This window comes from Dyella sp., from assembly GCF_035277725.1.
GTDB lineage: Bacteria > Pseudomonadota > Gammaproteobacteria > Xanthomonadales > Rhodanobacteraceae > Dyella_B.
Window position 1 is genome coordinate 17,464 of sequence record NZ_DATEJY010000089.1, and the last position, 16,569, is coordinate 34,032.

Annotated in this window: 15 protein-coding genes; 6 read left to right on the forward strand and 9 right to left on the reverse strand. The window is 62.4% G+C overall.

Annotated elements, in window-relative coordinates:
* Window positions 1-76 precede the first annotated feature (76 nt).
* From VJR68_RS08360 to speA, 5 genes are all read right to left on the reverse strand, one after another.
* Entirely contained in the window at window positions 77-1,399 is a 1,323-nt protein-coding gene (locus tag VJR68_RS08360; protein WP_324147214.1) for an NCS2 family permease, read from the reverse strand.
* A 30-nt stretch (window positions 1,400-1,429) separates the two neighbouring features.
* Window positions 1,430-2,614, reverse strand: a complete 1,185-nt coding sequence (locus tag VJR68_RS08365; protein ID WP_324147215.1) for a patatin-like phospholipase family protein — start codon at window positions 2,612-2,614, stop codon at window positions 1,430-1,432.
* On the reverse strand, window positions 2,583-3,374 hold the full coding sequence (locus VJR68_RS08370; protein ID WP_324147216.1) for an acetoacetate decarboxylase: 792 nt from the start codon (window positions 3,372-3,374) through the stop codon (window positions 2,583-2,585). Before VJR68_RS08370 ends, VJR68_RS08365 begins: the two co-directional genes overlap by 32 nt.
* A 124-nt stretch (window positions 3,375-3,498) precedes the next feature.
* Window positions 3,499-4,299, reverse strand: coding sequence for a 3-hydroxybutyrate dehydrogenase (locus VJR68_RS08375; RefSeq protein ID WP_324147217.1), 801 nt, complete (start codon window positions 4,297-4,299; stop codon window positions 3,499-3,501).
* A gap of 94 nt (window positions 4,300-4,393) precedes the next feature.
* Window positions 4,394-6,283: a biosynthetic arginine decarboxylase gene (gene speA / locus VJR68_RS08380; RefSeq protein ID WP_324147218.1), complete on the reverse strand. Its 1,890-nt coding sequence runs from the start codon at window positions 6,281-6,283 to the stop codon at window positions 4,394-4,396.
* Window positions 6,284-6,573: 290 nt separating this feature from the next.
* Between speA and speE the strand changes: the two genes are divergently transcribed.
* The gene (gene speE, locus VJR68_RS08385; RefSeq protein WP_324147219.1) at window positions 6,574-7,425 is read left to right on the forward strand and encodes a polyamine aminopropyltransferase; all 852 of its coding nucleotides are present in this window, start codon (window positions 6,574-6,576) and stop codon (window positions 7,423-7,425) included.
* A gap of 123 nt (window positions 7,426-7,548) precedes the next feature.
* Here speE and VJR68_RS08390 read toward each other — a convergent pair whose 3' ends face one another.
* Window positions 7,549-7,734: an antitermination protein NusB gene (locus VJR68_RS08390; protein ID WP_324147220.1), complete on the reverse strand. Its 186-nt coding sequence runs from the start codon at window positions 7,732-7,734 to the stop codon at window positions 7,549-7,551.
* A gap of 178 nt (window positions 7,735-7,912) precedes the next feature.
* Between VJR68_RS08390 and VJR68_RS08395 the strand changes: the two genes are divergently transcribed.
* The 5 genes from VJR68_RS08395 to VJR68_RS08415 all read left to right on the forward strand — a co-directional run bounded on the left by VJR68_RS08395 (window position 7,913) and on the right by VJR68_RS08415 (window position 13,283).
* Complete coding sequence (locus VJR68_RS08395; protein ID WP_324147221.1) at window positions 7,913-8,926, forward strand: hypothetical protein; 1,014 nt, start codon at window positions 7,913-7,915, stop codon at window positions 8,924-8,926.
* Between the two features lie 146 nt (window positions 8,927-9,072).
* Window positions 9,073-9,705: an AAA family ATPase gene (locus VJR68_RS08400; RefSeq protein WP_324147222.1), complete on the forward strand. Its 633-nt coding sequence runs from the start codon at window positions 9,073-9,075 to the stop codon at window positions 9,703-9,705.
* A 341-nt stretch (window positions 9,706-10,046) separates the two neighbouring features.
* Window positions 10,047-10,520: a histidine phosphatase family protein gene (locus tag VJR68_RS08405; RefSeq protein WP_324147223.1), complete on the forward strand. Its 474-nt coding sequence runs from the start codon at window positions 10,047-10,049 to the stop codon at window positions 10,518-10,520.
* Window positions 10,521-10,561: 41 nt separating this feature from the next.
* Window positions 10,562-11,185 carry a YceI family protein gene (locus tag VJR68_RS08410; RefSeq protein WP_324147224.1) on the forward strand — a complete coding sequence of 208 codons (624 nt, stop codon included), beginning with the start codon at window positions 10,562-10,564 and terminating at the stop codon, window positions 11,183-11,185.
* Window positions 11,186-11,390: 205 nt separating this feature from the next.
* Entirely contained in the window at window positions 11,391-13,283 is a 1,893-nt protein-coding gene (locus tag VJR68_RS08415; RefSeq protein ID WP_324147225.1) for a phospholipase D family protein, read from the forward strand.
* A 155-nt stretch (window positions 13,284-13,438) separates the two neighbouring features.
* On the opposite strand, the gene VJR68_RS08420 is transcribed toward VJR68_RS08415, so the two are convergent.
* The 3 genes from VJR68_RS08420 to VJR68_RS08430 all read right to left on the reverse strand — a co-directional run bounded on the left by VJR68_RS08420 (window position 13,439) and on the right by VJR68_RS08430 (window position 16,493).
* A complete protein-coding gene (locus VJR68_RS08420; RefSeq protein WP_324147226.1) occupies window positions 13,439-13,891 on the reverse strand; it encodes a GNAT family N-acetyltransferase in 453 nt (150 codons plus the stop codon).
* 19 nt (window positions 13,892-13,910) lie between these two features.
* Window positions 13,911-15,311 (reverse strand): nitrogen regulation protein NR(I), encoded by a 1,401-nt coding sequence (ntrC, locus tag VJR68_RS08425; protein ID WP_324147227.1) that lies wholly within the window; start codon window positions 15,309-15,311, stop codon window positions 13,911-13,913.
* Between the two features lie 147 nt (window positions 15,312-15,458).
* Window positions 15,459-16,493, reverse strand: coding sequence for a two-component system sensor histidine kinase NtrB (locus VJR68_RS08430; protein WP_324147228.1), 1,035 nt, complete (start codon window positions 16,491-16,493; stop codon window positions 15,459-15,461).
* Window positions 16,494-16,569 lie beyond the last annotated feature (76 nt).

Genomic DNA, 16,569 nt, shown 5'->3' on the forward strand with positions numbered 1-16,569 from the left:
GGTCGATCGGTTGCAGGCGAAAAGCGTGCAGGCCGCTAAGTATGAAGAACGCGGGACGGCACCACCAACTGCGCGCTCAAAGATGCGCCAGTAGCCATATCGCCAGCGCAGCAATCACCCACATCGCGGGCTTCACCTCGCGTGCCTTGCCTGTAGCGAGCTTGATCAGCACATAGGAGAGAAAGCCATAAGCCACGCCGTCGGTGATCGAATACGTCAGCGGAATCAGCAGGATCGCTATGAAGGCTGGAACTGCTTCGTCGAACCGTTGCCACTCGATGCGCGTGATCGCCTCGATCATGAACACGCCAACCAGAATCAACGCCGGCGCCGTGGCGATGGCCGGCACCAATGAAAGCAGCGGCGACAGAAACAGGAATGGCAGAAAGCACAGGCCGGCAACCACGGCCACCAGTCCCGTGCGCCCGCCTTGCGAAATACCCGCCGCCGATTCGATAAACGCATTCGCCGGACTGGTTCCCAGCGGCGCCGACACCAGGGCGGAAAATGCATCCACGCGCATCGATTGGCGAATGTTGCGCGGATGACCGTTCTCATCCAGCAAATTGCCTGCATCCGATACCGCCATGAACGTGGACAAGGCATCGAAGAACGAGGTGAACAACATCACGAAGATAAAAGGCCAGTACGCCAGCTTCAGCGAACCGATGAGATCGAGTTGCCCCATGGCGGAAAAGTCCGGCGTGGCGAAAAGCCCTTGCCAGTTCACCAGCGTCGCTACACCACCATAAGCGCTGCCATCACCCCACCAGCGGCCAATCGGAATCGCCAGCACGGTGGTCAGCACGATGCCCAACATCAACGCACCTTTGATACGTCGCGCCACCAGGAAAATCGTCAGCGCCAAGCCAGCGAGAAAAGTCAGCAACACCGAGTTGAGCTTGGCCGAATGCACCAGCGTCACCGGGTCACCCACGATGAACTTGGCGTTGACCAGGCCAATCAGGCTGATGAACAAGCCGATGCCGCATGACACCGCATGCCGCAAATTTTCCGGAATCGCATCCACCACCAGTTTGCGCACATTGAACAGCGCCAGCAGCGCAAAGATCACGCCCGACCAGAACACGCAGCCCAGCGCCGTCTGCCAGGACATGCCGCCACCGTGCACCATCACGAAGGCGAACAGCGCATTCATGCCCATGCCCGGCGCCACGAGCACCGGATTGCGCGCATACAAACCCATCGCGCAACTGCCGAAGAAGCTCACCATCACCGTGGCGGTCAGGCCCGCCGAAAACGGTACCCCGCCATGCGCCAGCACAGCGGGGTTGACCACGATGATGTACATCGACGTGAGAAACGTGGTGATGCCGGCCAGCACTTCCACGCGCGTACTCGATCCGGCAGCGCGTATGCCGAAGAACCGTTCCATCATGGTGAAGGTTTCCCTGGGGGAAACCTCTATTCAGCCACGATGGACGTCGTGTGTCACGAACGGATTTTCCGCCGAAGGCGGTTCCAGCCAATGCGGATGGCTCAGCGTATGGCGCATATCGGCCAGACCGCTTTGCCAGTGCTCATGCATGGTGGTCGCGCTGAACTCGTAGTCCTTGTAATGCCCTTCGTAGGGCTTGTCGCGATAGATCAAATGGATGAGGTTGGTCAGCGCGCCATTGGCGTAACGCTCGGCACGTTTGTAGGCCGGCGTGTCGCGCTTGTCCTCAGGAATCAGCTCCATCAGCTCATGCAAAAAGCGTTGCTGCTCACGCGTCTGGTGCATGTATTCGGTGACCAGACGCGTACGGCTGGAAAACTGGATGTCTTTGGCACGCTCGGCCACACTGCCCATGTCGCGCGGCAAGGCGCCAACCGCACTCCATAGGTCGACCTGGAAGATCAACGCATCGCGATGCGGCCGCTCGGTCAGCACCTTGTACAGCGGCGTGTTGGAGACCATGCCGCCGTCCCAGTAATACTCGCCATCGATTTCCACCGCAGGAAAACCGGGCGGCAACGCACCGGACGCCATGAAATGTTCGGGTCGCAGCGTGTCGTGGCGGTTGTCGAAATACGCGAAGTTGCCGGTGCGCACGTTCACCGCGCCCACCGACACCCGCACGCAACTGGGATGGTTGATGCGATCGAAGTCCGCCAATCGTTCCAGCGTCGCGCGCAACGGTGCGGTGTCGTACCAGCTTGCAGTAGCCGGTGTGCCGTGCCACTGCAGCACCGGCGGCGGCATGCGTGGCTGGAAGAAACCATATTGGCCTTCCATGATCGCGCGCCACGCGGCGAACATATTGACGCCCTCGCGCACGATCGGCGGCATGCTTATGCCTTCGATCCACGGATAGCCCGGCGAACCTGGCCATAGCGCCGACTTGCAGATGCCATCCCAGAATTCCGTCAGTCGCTCGACGCGATGCTCGGGCGCATTGCCCGCGATGATGGCCGCGTTCAAGGCGCCGATGGAAATGCCGGCGATCCAGTTCGGATGCAGGCCCGCTTCCGCCATCGCCTGGTACACGCCGGCCTGGTACGCACCGAGCGCGCCGCCGCCCTGCAGCACCAGCGCGGTCACCTTGTAGGCGTCCTGCGCTGGATGATGGGAAGCGGCTTCAGCCTTGGACGAGGTCTTCTTCGCGTCCATACGTCTTTCCTGTGTGGGTTTCTTCAGCGAGATAGTCGTACACCACCGTGCCCAGGTCGAGCGTGAGGTCGGTGATGTAATGCACCGCGGATTCCACCTTCAGCACCGGCAGATCGGCTACCGGCGCCAGCGCATGCGGATGCAATTCCAGCGATGCCGGCCCGGTCCATGCACCCTTCAGCGTGACATTGCTCGTGTAATAACGCACCAGCTCGCAGATGCGCGGCGTGCCGTCGACGTGCGGAATGATCTTCAGCAGGAAATTCGGCGCAGCCAAGCCGGCGAGAATGGCATCCGCGTCCGCCGCGCGATGCTTGAAACCCATGGTGGCCTTGGCGACGCGCACTTTGCCGTAGTCGAGCGTACCGACCAGTGTGTCGATCTCCGTCTCCAATATCGGCGTGGCGAGCTTTTTCGGGAAGCCCCACAATTCGCGGCCGCCGGCGATGGGCGGATGATCGTTGAGATACATCGCATGCACGTAACCGCCGCGCTCACCGCGGAAGCTCACCGGAATCACCTGGCCCGATTCGGTGTAGTCGCCGAAGCCGGTGGAATCTGGCATGCGAATGAATTCGTACTTCACCACCGGCTCGGTGACTTCCAGCGGTTCCGGCACCACGGCGCGTAGCGCGTCCATGTCGGTGCGATAGGTGATGACCAGGAATTCGCGGTTGACGAAGCGATACGGTCCTTTGGGAAAGGCGGGGCTGGTCAACGGCATGGCAAAAGCGTTGGCTTTGACGTCGGCGATGTTCATGTTTTGCGTCCTGGTAAAGAGGAAGGCCATGGCCGCGTAGGCTGGGTTAGCGCAGCGTAACCCCGCGGTTTCGCGTTGAAGCTGCTGGGTTACGCTGCGCTAACCCAGCCTACGCCGGTCCCCATTACTGCATGTACCAGCCGTGGCTGACCACAAAGCTCTGCCCGGTCAACGCCGCACTCGGGAACGCTGCCAGGAACAGTGCCGTCTGCGCAATATCGTCGACGGTGGTGAACACACCATCCACCGTGTCCTTCAACATCACGTTCTTGATGACTTCCGCTTCGCTGATGCCAAGCTCCTTGGCCTGCTCGGGAATCTGCTTTTCCACCAGCGGCGTGCGTACGAAACCCGGGCAGATCACGTGCGAGCGCACGTTATGCGCCGCGCCTTCCTTCGCCAGCGTGCGTGCCAGGCCAAGCAAGCCATGCTTCGCGGTGACATAGGCGGATTTCAGTTTCGACGCTTCGTGTGAATGCACCGAGCCCATGTAGATAACCGTGCCGCCACGGCTCTTACCAGTACCGTCGTCTTTGTACATGTATTTCAACGCGGCCTTGGTCGTAAGGAAGCCGCCATCGAGATGGATCGCCAGCATCTTCTTCCAGTCCGCGAACGAGAACTGGTCGATCGGATTGATGATCTGCACCCCCGCGTTGGAAATCAGCACGTCCAGGCTGCCGAAGGCTTCCACCGTTTTATCGGTACCTGCGTTGACTGCGTCTTCGTTGGTGACGTCCATGGCGATGCCGATGGCCTTGCCGCCGGCTGCCTTGATCTCGTCTGCTGCAGCATCCGCTGCCTGCTGATTGATATCGGCGATCGCCACCGCCGCACCATTCTTCGCATAAAGCTCGGCGATAGCCTTGCCCAGGCCGCTAGCGGCGCCAGTGATCAATGCAACCTTGCCGTCGAGACTTGCCATGTGCCACTCCTTCGGATGAATAAAAAATGGGGCAGCACATTGGATCGCCGCAGGATGTTTCGACAGCTTGCCGAAACATCCCTGAGCGATATCGCTAACGCACGCCCTCGGAGAGATAGGTATAGCCGGTCAAACCTTCATTCAATGTTACAAACAGGCTTTCGGCTTGCTCGCCCTGGATGCCCGCTGCAGCAATGCGGTCACGATAACTATGCCGCAGCGCTTCCAGGTCATAGCCGACGTAGTCCAGCATCAAATCGGTGGTATCGCCGCGACGCTTATGCGCAAACACATAGTTGCCCCCTTCCACGCGCACGTTCACGGCATCGGTGTCGCCGAACAGGTTGTGGATGTCGCCCAGCGTTTCCTGATACGCACCCACCATGAAGATGCCAAGCCGATACGCTTCGCCCTCGTTCAAGGCATGCAGCGGCAGGCTCACGTCCACGCCTTCGGCGTCCACGTAGTTGTCGATGCGGCCATCCGAATCGCAAGTGAGATCGACCAGTACGCCGCGACGCATCGGGCGCTCGTTCAAACGTGCAATCGGCGCAATCGGAAAGATTTGATCGATCGCCCACACATCCGGCACCGATTCGAACACGGAGAAATTGACGAAGTATTTGTCGACCAGCTTTTCTTCCAGCTCGTCCAGCGCCTGGCGATGCGAACGCTCCGCGGGCAGCAGGCGCGCACGCACTGCGTTGGCGATGGCGTAGTAAAGCTCGTCCAGCCGAGCGCGTGCCGCCAGCGACAATTGGCCCAGCGCATACAGCGTCTGTCCTTCGTGCACGTGATGCTGTGCTTCGTGGAACAGTTCCAGCGGCGGGCGCGTGTCGAGTTCTTCATACACTTCGCGCAAATGCCGCAGCACCGCCGGTTCATCCTTGTCGGCGGGCGGCAGGCTGCCGACCGGTACGGATTCGACCTCGCTCACGTTCACTACCATCACGGCGTGATGCGCCGTCATCGCGCGGCCGGCCTCGGTGATGATGTGCGGCGCCTTCAAGCCTTCGCTCTCCACCGCTTCGGCCAGTGATTGCACGATGGTCGCGGCGTATTGCTCGATCGAGTAATTGATCGAGTTGTGGCTGCGCGAACGCGAACCTTCGTAGTCCACGCCCAGGCCGCCCCCGACGTCGACGATCTCCAGCGGCACGCCCATGCGGGTGAGTTCGACGAAATAACGCGTCGCTTCGCGCATGCCATTGGCGATGTCGCGTACGTTGGAAATCTGCGAGCCCATGTGGAAATGCTGCAGTTTCAGCGTGTGCTTGAGGCCGGCCTGATCAAGGCGCGCCACCAGTTCCAGCACCTGCGCCGGCGACAGGCCGAACTTGCCTTTGTCACCACCGGTGTTCTGCCACTTGCCCGCACCGATCGACGCCAGGCGTACGCGCACGCCGAGCAGCGGTTCGACATTCAGCGCTTTCGATTCGCTGATCACGTGATCGAGCTCGGACAGCTTTTCGATCACGATGTGGATGCGCAAACCAAGCTTGCGCCCGATCAACGCCAAGCGGATGTATTCGCGATCCTTGTAGCCATTGCAGATCACGACCGAACCTGGCCGCGCCATCGCCAGCACGGCCATCAGCTCCGGCTTGGAGCCGGCTTCCAGCCCGAAGCCATGCGCACCGGCTGCCACCAGTTCGGCCACCACGCCGCGCTGCTGGTTCACCTTGATCGGATAGACGGCCGTATAGCCGCCGGCATAGTTCCACTCGCCGATCGCCTTGGCGAAGGCACCCTGCAGGCGCGCAAGGCGATTGGCCAGGATGTCCGGAAAGCGCACCAGCAGCGGCAGGCGCAAACCGTCGGCGCGGGCGCGCTCGACAATGTCGGGAAGGGAAAAGCCGGGGCCACTCGGGCCATGCGGGCGGATCACGATGTGGCCGGCGTCGTTGACGTCGACGTAGCCATCGCCCCAGTAGGGCACGGCATAGGTGTGACGGGCAACATCGATATTCCAGGCGTTCGCCATGTGACGGTATCTCCTCTTGAAGGGGGATGTCGTCGTCGCAGCGGCGGAGCCTTGACGAGTTCGTGGGACCGGAACATCCCAGGCTCACCGGCCGGAAGCCTCGCACGCCGCGGGGCCGGAAGAGCCTGATGGCCGCACATGGCGGCCGGGCACGTATTGTAACGGCGAGCTGCGACAATTTGAGGTCAGCGCATGCCTTTGCTCAATCCCCCGGCGGGGCACCGGCACGGCGCCAAGCGTTACCGCTACAATTACTTTCCTTTAACCCGAGTTCCAAGGATCTGTCCGTCATGTCGCAGCCCAGCTGGTTCACCGAAGCACACCAGGCTTCCGGTTCCTCCATCGGTTATCGCGTTGAAAAGCTGCTGCATGCCGAAAAAACCCCGTTCCAGACCATCGAGATCTACCAGACCACCGACTGGGGCAACCTGATGGTGATCGATGGCTGCGTCATGCTCACCACGCGCGACAACTTCCTCTATCACGAGATGATGACCCACCCGGCGCTGTTCACGCATGCGCGCGCCAAGCGCGTGGTGATCATCGGCGGTGGCGACTGCGGCACGCTGCGCGAAGTGCTGAAGCACGAGGAAGTGGAGCACGCTGCCCAAGTGGAAATCGACGAGCGCGTCACGCGCCTGGCCGAGCAGTATTTCCCGGAGCTGTGCGAATCCAACAACGATCCGCGCGCGGAACTGCTCTTCATCGACGGCATCAAGTACATGGCCGAGGCGGAGCCGGAATCGCTGGACCTGATCATCGTCGATTCCACCGATCCGGTCGGCCCGGCCGAAGGCCTGTTCAACGCGGCCTTCTACACCAGCTGCTACAAGGCGCTGCGTCACGGCGGCATCCTGGTGCAACAGAGCGAATCGCCGCTGGCGCATCTTGAGCTGATCAAGTCGATGCGCTCTGCCATGCGCACGGCAGGCTTCAGCGCCGTGAAGACGCTGCCCTTCCCGCAGCCGTGCTATCCCACCGGCTGGTGGAGCTGCACCATGGCGCGCAAGGGTGGCGACCTGGCAGGCTTCCGCGAGCGCGGCGCGCTGAGCAAGAACTTCTCCACGCGCTACTACAACGCCGACGTGCACAAGGGCGCACTCGCGTTGCCGGAATTCATGCGCGAAGCCCTGGGCGACTAGTAGGTTGGGGTGCGAACCCCAACATCGCCATCTATATCGGCACGGCAATGTTGGGGTTCCCACCCCAACCTACGCGTCTGGACCTGATGCGGCTTGAATAAATCCCAGCGTCCCTGCAGCCGCCTAGAAGATCCGGTTGCGCACCTTCGGCATCAGCACGATCGCCAGCGTCACCAGCGGACCAAACAGCAGCGACAGCAGGAACCACAGCAAACCGCTGCGATTCTTCCCCTGCGCCAGGCCGGCATTGATCAAGGCCAGCGTGCCCCATCCCACGAACCACGGGGCGGCATTAGCTTGGGCCAGCATTGAAAACGACTCCACAGCTTTCTCCTGTGTTCCTCGTGGGCAGCGTCACGCATGCTACAGGAGCCGGCACGACATGCCCAAGGCATCACGTTCAGCGAAAAATCGAAGAACTTCCTGTTCAGAAGTCTCTCAATCCCTTCCCATTATGCTTTCCGCTTTTATGACCCGTGGAGTTCCCATGCGTGGATGGCGCCTGATTGCCCTCACCCTGGCTTGTGTCCTCACTGCGACGGCGGCAACCGCCAAGCAACAGGCAGCCCCGAGCGCCGCCAAAGCCGCACAATCCCGCGAAAAGGCGCTGCTCGCATTTCAGAACGACCTGATCAATGTGCTCTCTCCCAGCGGCGATCCAGAACGCCTGCTGGCCGCCGCCCTGCTGGCACGCCCACTGCAAAACCCCAGCAAATTGAATACTTTCCACGCCCTGATCGAACGCGCCGCGCGCGTCGACGGGGCCGGCCCTGCCATCAGCTGGGCACGCCTGGCCGATTGCGATCCGAACGCGCATGCCTGCCCCAATAGCGATGCCGTGGCGCAGCTGGTGCAACAGGCGCCGGACAACGCGGCCGTGTGGCTGGTGAAGTTGAGCCAGGACGCCAACAGCCTGAAGAACGACGATGCCCGCCAGGACCTGGCCAAGGCCGCGTCCGCCAAGCTGTATGACGACTACAGCGGCGTGGCGCTGAAAGACCTGGCCAATGCCGCCACCCTGCTGCCCCCGCCGAACGCCACGATCGACCCCAACTCCAATGCCGGCGCCAATGGCGTGCAGGTACTGATCGCCTTCGGCAGCGCCGCCGGCATGCCGCAGCCGGCGCTGCGTGATACCGCCAGTTTCTGCGAAGAAAAGGCGCCCAAGGACGACTCCGTCAAGAACGACTGCCTGAAGCTCGGCCAGTTGCTCGAATGGGGCTCCAGCCCGCTGGCCCGCTCGCTGGGCTTGCATCTGCGCGAAGTGCTCAACGCCGATCCGGCCCAGCAGCAGGATGCGCAAAACGCTCGCCGCACCCTGATCTGGCAGGTGCAAAACTTCGCCGCGCTTTCCTTCCGCGCGCAGAACGATAAGGCCCAGGCGCAGCATCTGTTGTCGCTGGCCCGCAACGGCGGCACCCAAATGAGCATGGTGCTGGCCGCCCTGCACGATGCCGGCGTACCGACGGACGCGCCATCGGATTGGCAGCCGACCAAGTAACTCGCATCCCTCGCCCCGACGCACGCCGGGGCCAGCAACGTTGCGTTGCTGCGGCAACACAGTCGCCTATCCGCAGCAAGCTCATCTTCCCCCTTCCGCATTCCCCCGTTACGCTTGGGTCCACCTCAAGCCAACAGGGGTTGCCGATGCTCACGGTCTTGGTAGCAAGCAGCAAGGGCGGTTGCGGCAAGAGCACGCTGGTCACCCAGCTTGCTTCGCATTGGGCGCAAGATGGTAAGCGCACCGCCATCGTCGATAGCGATCCGCAAGGCTCCAGCTATCGCTGGGCAAGCCTGCGTCCGGAGAACGTGCCGGGCGTGCTGGCCGTGGAAGGCAGTCGCCGGGCGATGGAGAAATTGCCCGAAGACACCGATCGCGTCCTGGTCGATACCCCGGCCGGCTCGCACGAAAAGGCACTCGAGCCATACCTGGAACAGGCCGACGTAGTGCTGGTGCCGGTGCTGCCCTCGTCCTTCGACCTGCATGCCACCCTGAATTTTCTGGAACATCTGCGCGGCATCGCCCGTATCAAGCGCGGCAAACTGCCGGTCGCCCTGGTCGGCAATCGCCTCAAGCCCTGGACGCACGCCAGCCAGGACGCGATCAACCAGTTGGCCGAACAGGCGCCCTTTCCGGTGGTAGCGCAGTTGCGCGACACCCAGGCCTACGTCTTGCTCACTTCGCTGGGCAAAGGCATCTTCGACTACGGCTCCGAGCAGGTCCGCGGCCACCAGCAGGACTGGACCCCGCTACTGCGCTGGATCAAGCGCCAGCATTAAGTAAGGATGCTCTGATCTATTCCGCGCACCCGGCATGACGTCCAGAAGGCCCGCTGGGTGTGCTGCGCGGCGCAGGGCAGACTGGCCGTCTGTTCAAGCCGCGCGGCGCAGCCAGCGGGCCTTCTGGACGTCACCCCATCTTTAATTTCAACCTGCTGGGGCCGTACTGTATGCGCCTGTCGCCACGCCCCAGCGTCTCGACAGACAGCCAGTCTGCCTTCACCGCTGTGGCGTGGCGACAGGCGCATACAGTACGGTGACGGGTACGTGGAATAGATCAGAGCATCCTTAAGGCGCGGCTTTCACATGAACCAAGACATCCTTCGGGAGAACACACCGCTATGCACGAACTGATCCTGTTGCGTCACGCCGAAGCCCAGCCCGCCCCGCCCGGTGGGGAAGACGAGGTGCGCCGCCTCAGCGGCCGCGGCGAACAGGAAGCGCGTGCCGCCGGGGAGTGGCTGAAAAAGCACGGCAAGCGGCCAGACCGCGTGCTGTGCTCGCCCTCCGAACGCACCTGCGCCACGGCCAACCTGGCGCTGGCCGAGATCGAGCGCGCACCCACCATGCAGACGGCCTCCGAGATCTACAACGCCACGCCAGGTGAACTGCTGGCCCTGCTCGACCAGCACGGCGACGTCAATACCGTCATGCTGGTCGGCCACAATCCGGGCATCGAGCGGCTGGTTGCGCTGCTGGTGGAAGGCCGCTCCGACGATTTCCGTGGCATGCCGCCGGCCGGCCTGGCCGTGCTCCATCTCGATGGCCCGCTGGAACCGGGCAACGCACGACTGGATGCGTTCTGGTCGCCATGAAACGCAGGGATGCTTTTTGCCCACTAGCGTAGGCGACGTCGATGTTCAGAAGGCCCGCAAGATGTGTTGCTCGCATCTTCCCCGCGTTGCAGCCGCACGTCGCGCGGCATTTGGCGCTGTTGCTGCTGGTGCCGCTGGCGCTATGGGCAGGGCCTCATCAACACGATTACCGCATCGACTCGAGCAGTTCCGAAGCAATGTTCCGCGTTCGCCTGTTCTGGCTGGACAAGGTCAACGGCGAGTTCACGCACGTCGATGGCGACGTGGTCACCGGACCGCGGCCGGACAGCTGGGTGGTCAACGCCACCATCCCGGTCGACAGCGTCAGCCTGCCCTCCACGCGCATGCGCCAGCTGTTGCTGGCGCCCTCGTTCTTCGACGTGCAGCATCACCCCACCATCCATTTCGTTTCCGATCCCATCGCGCAACAAGATCTGGAGCACGGCGGCACGCTGACCGGCTACCTCACCTTGCGCGGCGTCACTGCACCGATTCACTTCAACATGCAGCCGATGCAATGCCAGCAGCCGGTGACGACGCCGTGCAGAATTGTGCTGCGCGGCATGCTCCAGCGCAGCACCTTCGGCATGACCAGCGACCGCCTCGCGCTGTCCGACAACGTCGATCTCAACCTCAACATCACACTGCAGCCCTACACCCGTTGAGCAGGTCGTTGAACAGCCGTTACTGATCGCTCGTTATGATGGGCTCGCCCGGCGCCCCGTGGCGCACGACTTCATGCTTGTTGTACGCAGCTCAGGAAAGTGAACCGTATGTGGAGAGTCAGGCGGACAGCAGTACAGGCACACTACCAAGCCCTTGATGTGGCATTCGGTACAACGCTGCCCATGCGTTGAAACGAGTTTGCCCATGCGCACGCGTTGCAGTCTCCTTCTGATCTTGTTGCTGGCGTCCCTGCTGCAGGGCTGCACGTTGAGCCGCGCGCAGATCAAGCAAGCCGATACCGTCGTCGCCGCCAGCGTCGATCGCCAAAGCACCTGCCATCGCGACGACCATTGCGCCACCCCGTCGCCGTTGCTGGATGCGGCCACGCAAGCCATGGCTGCATCCACACCGGATCACCCCGAACATATCGTCACCCTGCTCGACGATAGCGAAGCGTCACTGGCCGCGCGCATCAATTTGATCCGTGCGGCAAAAACATCGATCGACGTGCAGAGCTACATCTGGGACGAAGACGACCTCGGCCAACTCGCGCTCAGCGAATTGGTCGACGCAGCGCGGCGCGGCGTCAACGTGCGCATTCTCGCCGACCAGCTGTTCTCGTTCGAAGATCCTGCGCTGCTCGCCCAGCTCGCGTTGACCAGCCCCAACCTGCACATTCGCCTCTACAACCCCACCTTCCACAACTCGCGCACGTCGGCATTGGACTTCGCCGCCGGCCTGGTTTGCTGCTTCATGAAGTTCAACCAGCGCATGCACAACAAGCTGCTGGTGGTGGACGACACCATTGGCGTTACCGGCGGACGCAATTACCAGGATCGCTATTTCAACTGGGACAACGATTTTGATTACGTCGATCGCGACATCATGGTCGGCGGCCCGGCCGCGCAGGAGATGGCGAAGGCGTTCAACCTGTTCTGGAAACACAAGCGCGCGGTGCCGCTCACACATCTGCGCGACGTGAATCATCAGATCATGCGCACGACATCGGCGCCGCGGTGGCCGGGACCTCACTACGTCTATCCGGCGCGCGTGGCCGCCGCACAGGCCGAGGCGGAAGATCGAGACTGGCTCAACGAACACGTGCTCGACAATGCGCTGCACACCAGCAAGGTGGAGTACTTCAGCGACCTGCCTGCCAAAACCGAACAGCCCTCGCGGCGCCAGGCACGCGAGTTCACCGCGCACCTGATGCAACTGGTCAACCACGCCAAGCAGCAAGTGGTCTTGCAAACACCGTATCTGGTGATGAGCCGGCGCGCGGAAAAAATCTTCCGGAAACTCCACCGTGAGAACCCGGCGCCGCAGATCCTCGTATCGACCAATTCACTGGCATCCACCGACGCCTTTGCGGTGTATGCGTATTCCTACAAGAAACGCAAAAGCTATCTCACCAAATACGGCTTCAACATTTTCGAGTTGAAGCCGCGTGCCGAACTCGCCACCGATGCCTACATGCAGGCCAACGTCGAGGACGAAGACGACGATGGCACCCCACTCGTTGCCGGTGCGGCCGGCACGCATCGCCGACGCTTCCCTGGTACCGACCGAGGCTTTTTCGGCAGCACCGGCAAACGCAACCGGCCCGCGCCACTTACCAGCCCTGGCCGCCGCTTCGGCCTGCACGCCAAATCGATGGTGATCGACGACGACTTGGGCATGGTCGGCTCGCACAATTTCGATCCGCGCTCCGACCACTACAACACCGAAGGCGGCGTGATCGTGTATGACCAGCACTTCGCCGCCGAATTACGCGACTCCATCCTTGCCGCCACGCAACCGCAGAACGCGTGGGTGATCGCGCCACGCAAGCCGACCATTCCCATACTTGGCCAGATCAGCCTGTTCATCAGCGATATCTCGGCCAAATTGCCCTTGTTCGATATCTGGCCATTCCGCTACGCCACCAGCTACGACCTGAAACCGGATGCCGGTTGCCCACCCATGCAACCGAACAATCCGGACTTCACCCGTTGCTACACCGCCGTGGGTGATTTCCCGGATGTGGCCATTTCGCCGAAGCTGCTTTATACGCGATTGATCACGGCCTTCGGAGCAGGCGTAAGAGGCGTACTTTGATCGAAACGTCGGCTGGGATGAAATCCCAGCTTTCGTGTGGTTTCCGATGCTGGGATTCCATCCCAGCCTAACTGCCGCACAGTTTTGTAGGTTGGGGGGGCGAACCCCAACAACGTCCCGGCGCGCGCAGGTCATGTTGGGGTTCGCACCCCAACCTACAGCATCTGCTCATACATAAAGTAATGGCACTGCTCCATCCCCAACTCCTGATACGTCCGCTGCGCGCGTAGATTTTCCGTCTCCACATACAAGCGCAACCCCACCGCACCGGCCTGTTTCGCCCGCTGCGCCACATCGGCATACATCGCGCGGAACGCGCCGCTCCTGCGCGCATCCGGCGTCACGTAAACACTCTGGATCCACCAGAAATCGCCATTGCGCCAATCGCTCCACTCGTAGGTCACCAGCAGGCAACCCACTGCCTCGCCATCGCGCTCAGCCACCAGGTAAAACCCGCGCCGCGACTCATCCAGCACCGCCGCCACGCCGCGCGAGAGCACCTGCAAATCGAGCTTCTTTTGCTCCGTTTCCCAAGCCATCGCCACGTTCCATTCGGCAATAGCAGCCATGTCCTTGCGCTCAGCAGGACGAATATTCAATGTCGACACGTCTAGACTCCCTTGCTTCTTATGTCTTGCGCCGCGCACGCGAAGCGCCCAGCTTGCGTGTCAGGGTATTGCGCCCGACGCCAAGCGCCGCCGCTGCATGCTGGCGGTGCCCATCATTGGCCGCCAACGCCGCTTCCATCAGCACGCGATCGAGCGCTTCGCGCGCACGCGTGTGAATGTCCGCCTCATCGCGTTCCAGAGCGCGATCGGCCCAATCGCGCAAGGCATCGGTCCAATCGCCGCGTTGTGCGTCCGTCGACTTGCCCAAATCGGACGGCAGGATTTCCGCGCCAGTAGCAATCACTGCCAGACGCCGGCAAAGATTTTCCAGCTCGCGCACGTTGCCTGGAAAATCCCGCTGCGCAATAGCCTTCAACGTCGCCTTGGAAAACCGCTTCGGCGGCAGCTTCAACTCCTGCGCCGCCGTGGCGAGGAAATGCTGCGCCAGCAGCGGAATATCGCTGCGCCGCTGCCGCAACGGCGGCAGTTCGATGCGCACCACATCGAGACGATGCTTGAGGTCGGCGCGAAACTGCCCCGCCGCCACACGCGCGTCCAGATCCTGGTGCGTGGCGGCGACGACGCGTACGTTGCAACGAATCAACTCGCGGCCGCCAACACGGTAAAACTCACCGCCCGCCAGCACACGTAACAAGCGCGTCTGCAGGATCAACGGCATATCGCCAATTTCATCGAGAAACAGCGTGCCCCCTTCCGCTTGCTCAAAGCGGCCGGCCACGCGCCGCGTTGCGCCGGTAAACGCGCCGGCTTCGTGGCCGAACAATTCGCTTTCCAGCAATTCGCTGGGAATTGCCGCGGTATTCAACGCCACGAATGGCTTGCCGCGCCGCGCGCTTTCTTCGTGCAACGCGCGCGCCACCAACTCTTTGCCGGTGCCGGTTTCGCCGGTGATCAGTACATTGAGATCACTCGCCGCGATGCGCCCGATCAGGCGAAACACTTCGCGCATCGGCACGCTTTCGCCCAGCAACGCATGCGCAGGCACCGTCGTATCCACCGATGCCAAGTCCGCATGCGGCACGTCCGCCAGCGCGCGCTGCACGGAAGCCAGCGCTTGATCCAGATCGAACGGCTTGGCCAGATAATCCACCGCACCCGCGCGGTACGCCGCCGCCGTGGTAGCAACATCGGTATAGGCGCTCATCACGATCACCGGACCAATGCCTTGCGCGTGCAATTCCTCCAGCAAGGCCAGCCCGCTTTCGCCGGGCATGCGCACGTCGGTGACCAGCAACGCCGGCAACGCTTCGCGCAACGCCTTGCGCACGCTCGCCGTATCCTGAAATTCACGCACTTCAAAGCCGGCATCGCGCAGTGCTTCGGCCAGGACAAAGCGCACGCCGCGATCGTCATCGACGATCCAGATGCCGGAGCGTTCTTTGGACGAGCCTGTTTTCATAGGACAGGTGCTCCGCGTTGCGTCTGAGTGGTTGTCGGGTGATCGTGCGTGGCGCAGCGCCAGACTGGCCGTCTGGCCACGCCGCGCGCGGCCGCACGGCGACCACTCAGGCGCAACGAGGGGTACTTGGCATGGGAAAGCAGGCGGCTAGCCATGAGCACGCCCCGTGGTTGCCGCGCCGATGCGCGGCGGCAAAGGCAGATAAAGCGAGAAGATGGTTTCGCCCGGGCGGCTGACATAGCGCAATTCGCCGCCATGCTCATGCGCGATTTCGCGCGACAACGCCAGGCCCAGGCCGGTGCCATCCACGCGTCCTGACACCAGCGGTTCGAACAAGGTATCGCGCAAGGTCGGCGGCACGCCTGGACCGTCATCCATCACATCCAACCGCAAGGCGCTGCGGAACATGCGTTCGCCCAGGCGCACGCCATGCTCGACGCGGCTGCGCAAGGTCAGCGTCTTCGCGCCGGCTTCGATCGCATTGCGCGCGAGGTTGAGCAACACCTGCTGCAGGCGATCCGCATCGCCCTCCACATCCGGCAGGCTGGGGTCGTAATCCGGACGCAGGCGCGGCGGCTTCGGTTCGGCGCGAATCAATTCCGCCACGCGCTCCATCAATTGATGCAAGTTCACCGGCGCCAAGTGCGGCGCACCGTCGTGACGCAGCAAGCGGTTGGCCAGTGCAGCCAGCCGATCCGCTTCCTTGATCACCATGCCGGCCAGCGATTGCATGTCCGGATCATCCAACCGGCGTTGCAGCAGTTGCGCGGCACCGCGCAGACCCGCCAGCGGGTTCTTCACCTCATGCGCAAAACCGCGCAACGTGGCCGACAGTGGCGACACCGTGGACGGCAGCTCCGCCAGCACGTGCACCTCCACCAACAGCTCGCCGCCTTCCAGCGGCTGCAACGCCACATCCACCCGCTGGCCACCCGTCACCCCCGGCAGGAGCAAGCCGCGGCACTGCACCGAGCGCTGCTCCGCCACACTCCGCGCCGCCTGCTCGGCCACCCCTGCGTCCTGCAACAGCCCCTGCAACGGCTGCCCCTGCGCATGCCGCAAGCCCAGCCCCAACAACTCCGCCAGCCCGGCATTGATCCACTGGACACGCAAATCCCCATCGACCACCGCCAATCCGGTCGACATCTGTTCCACCCAGCTTCGGGCCTGCTGCTCGCTCATTGCACCATCATGGACAATGCGCCCGCTTGGTGCAAATGCTTTGTCATCCCAAGGGGATTGGACTCCAAATGTCGTG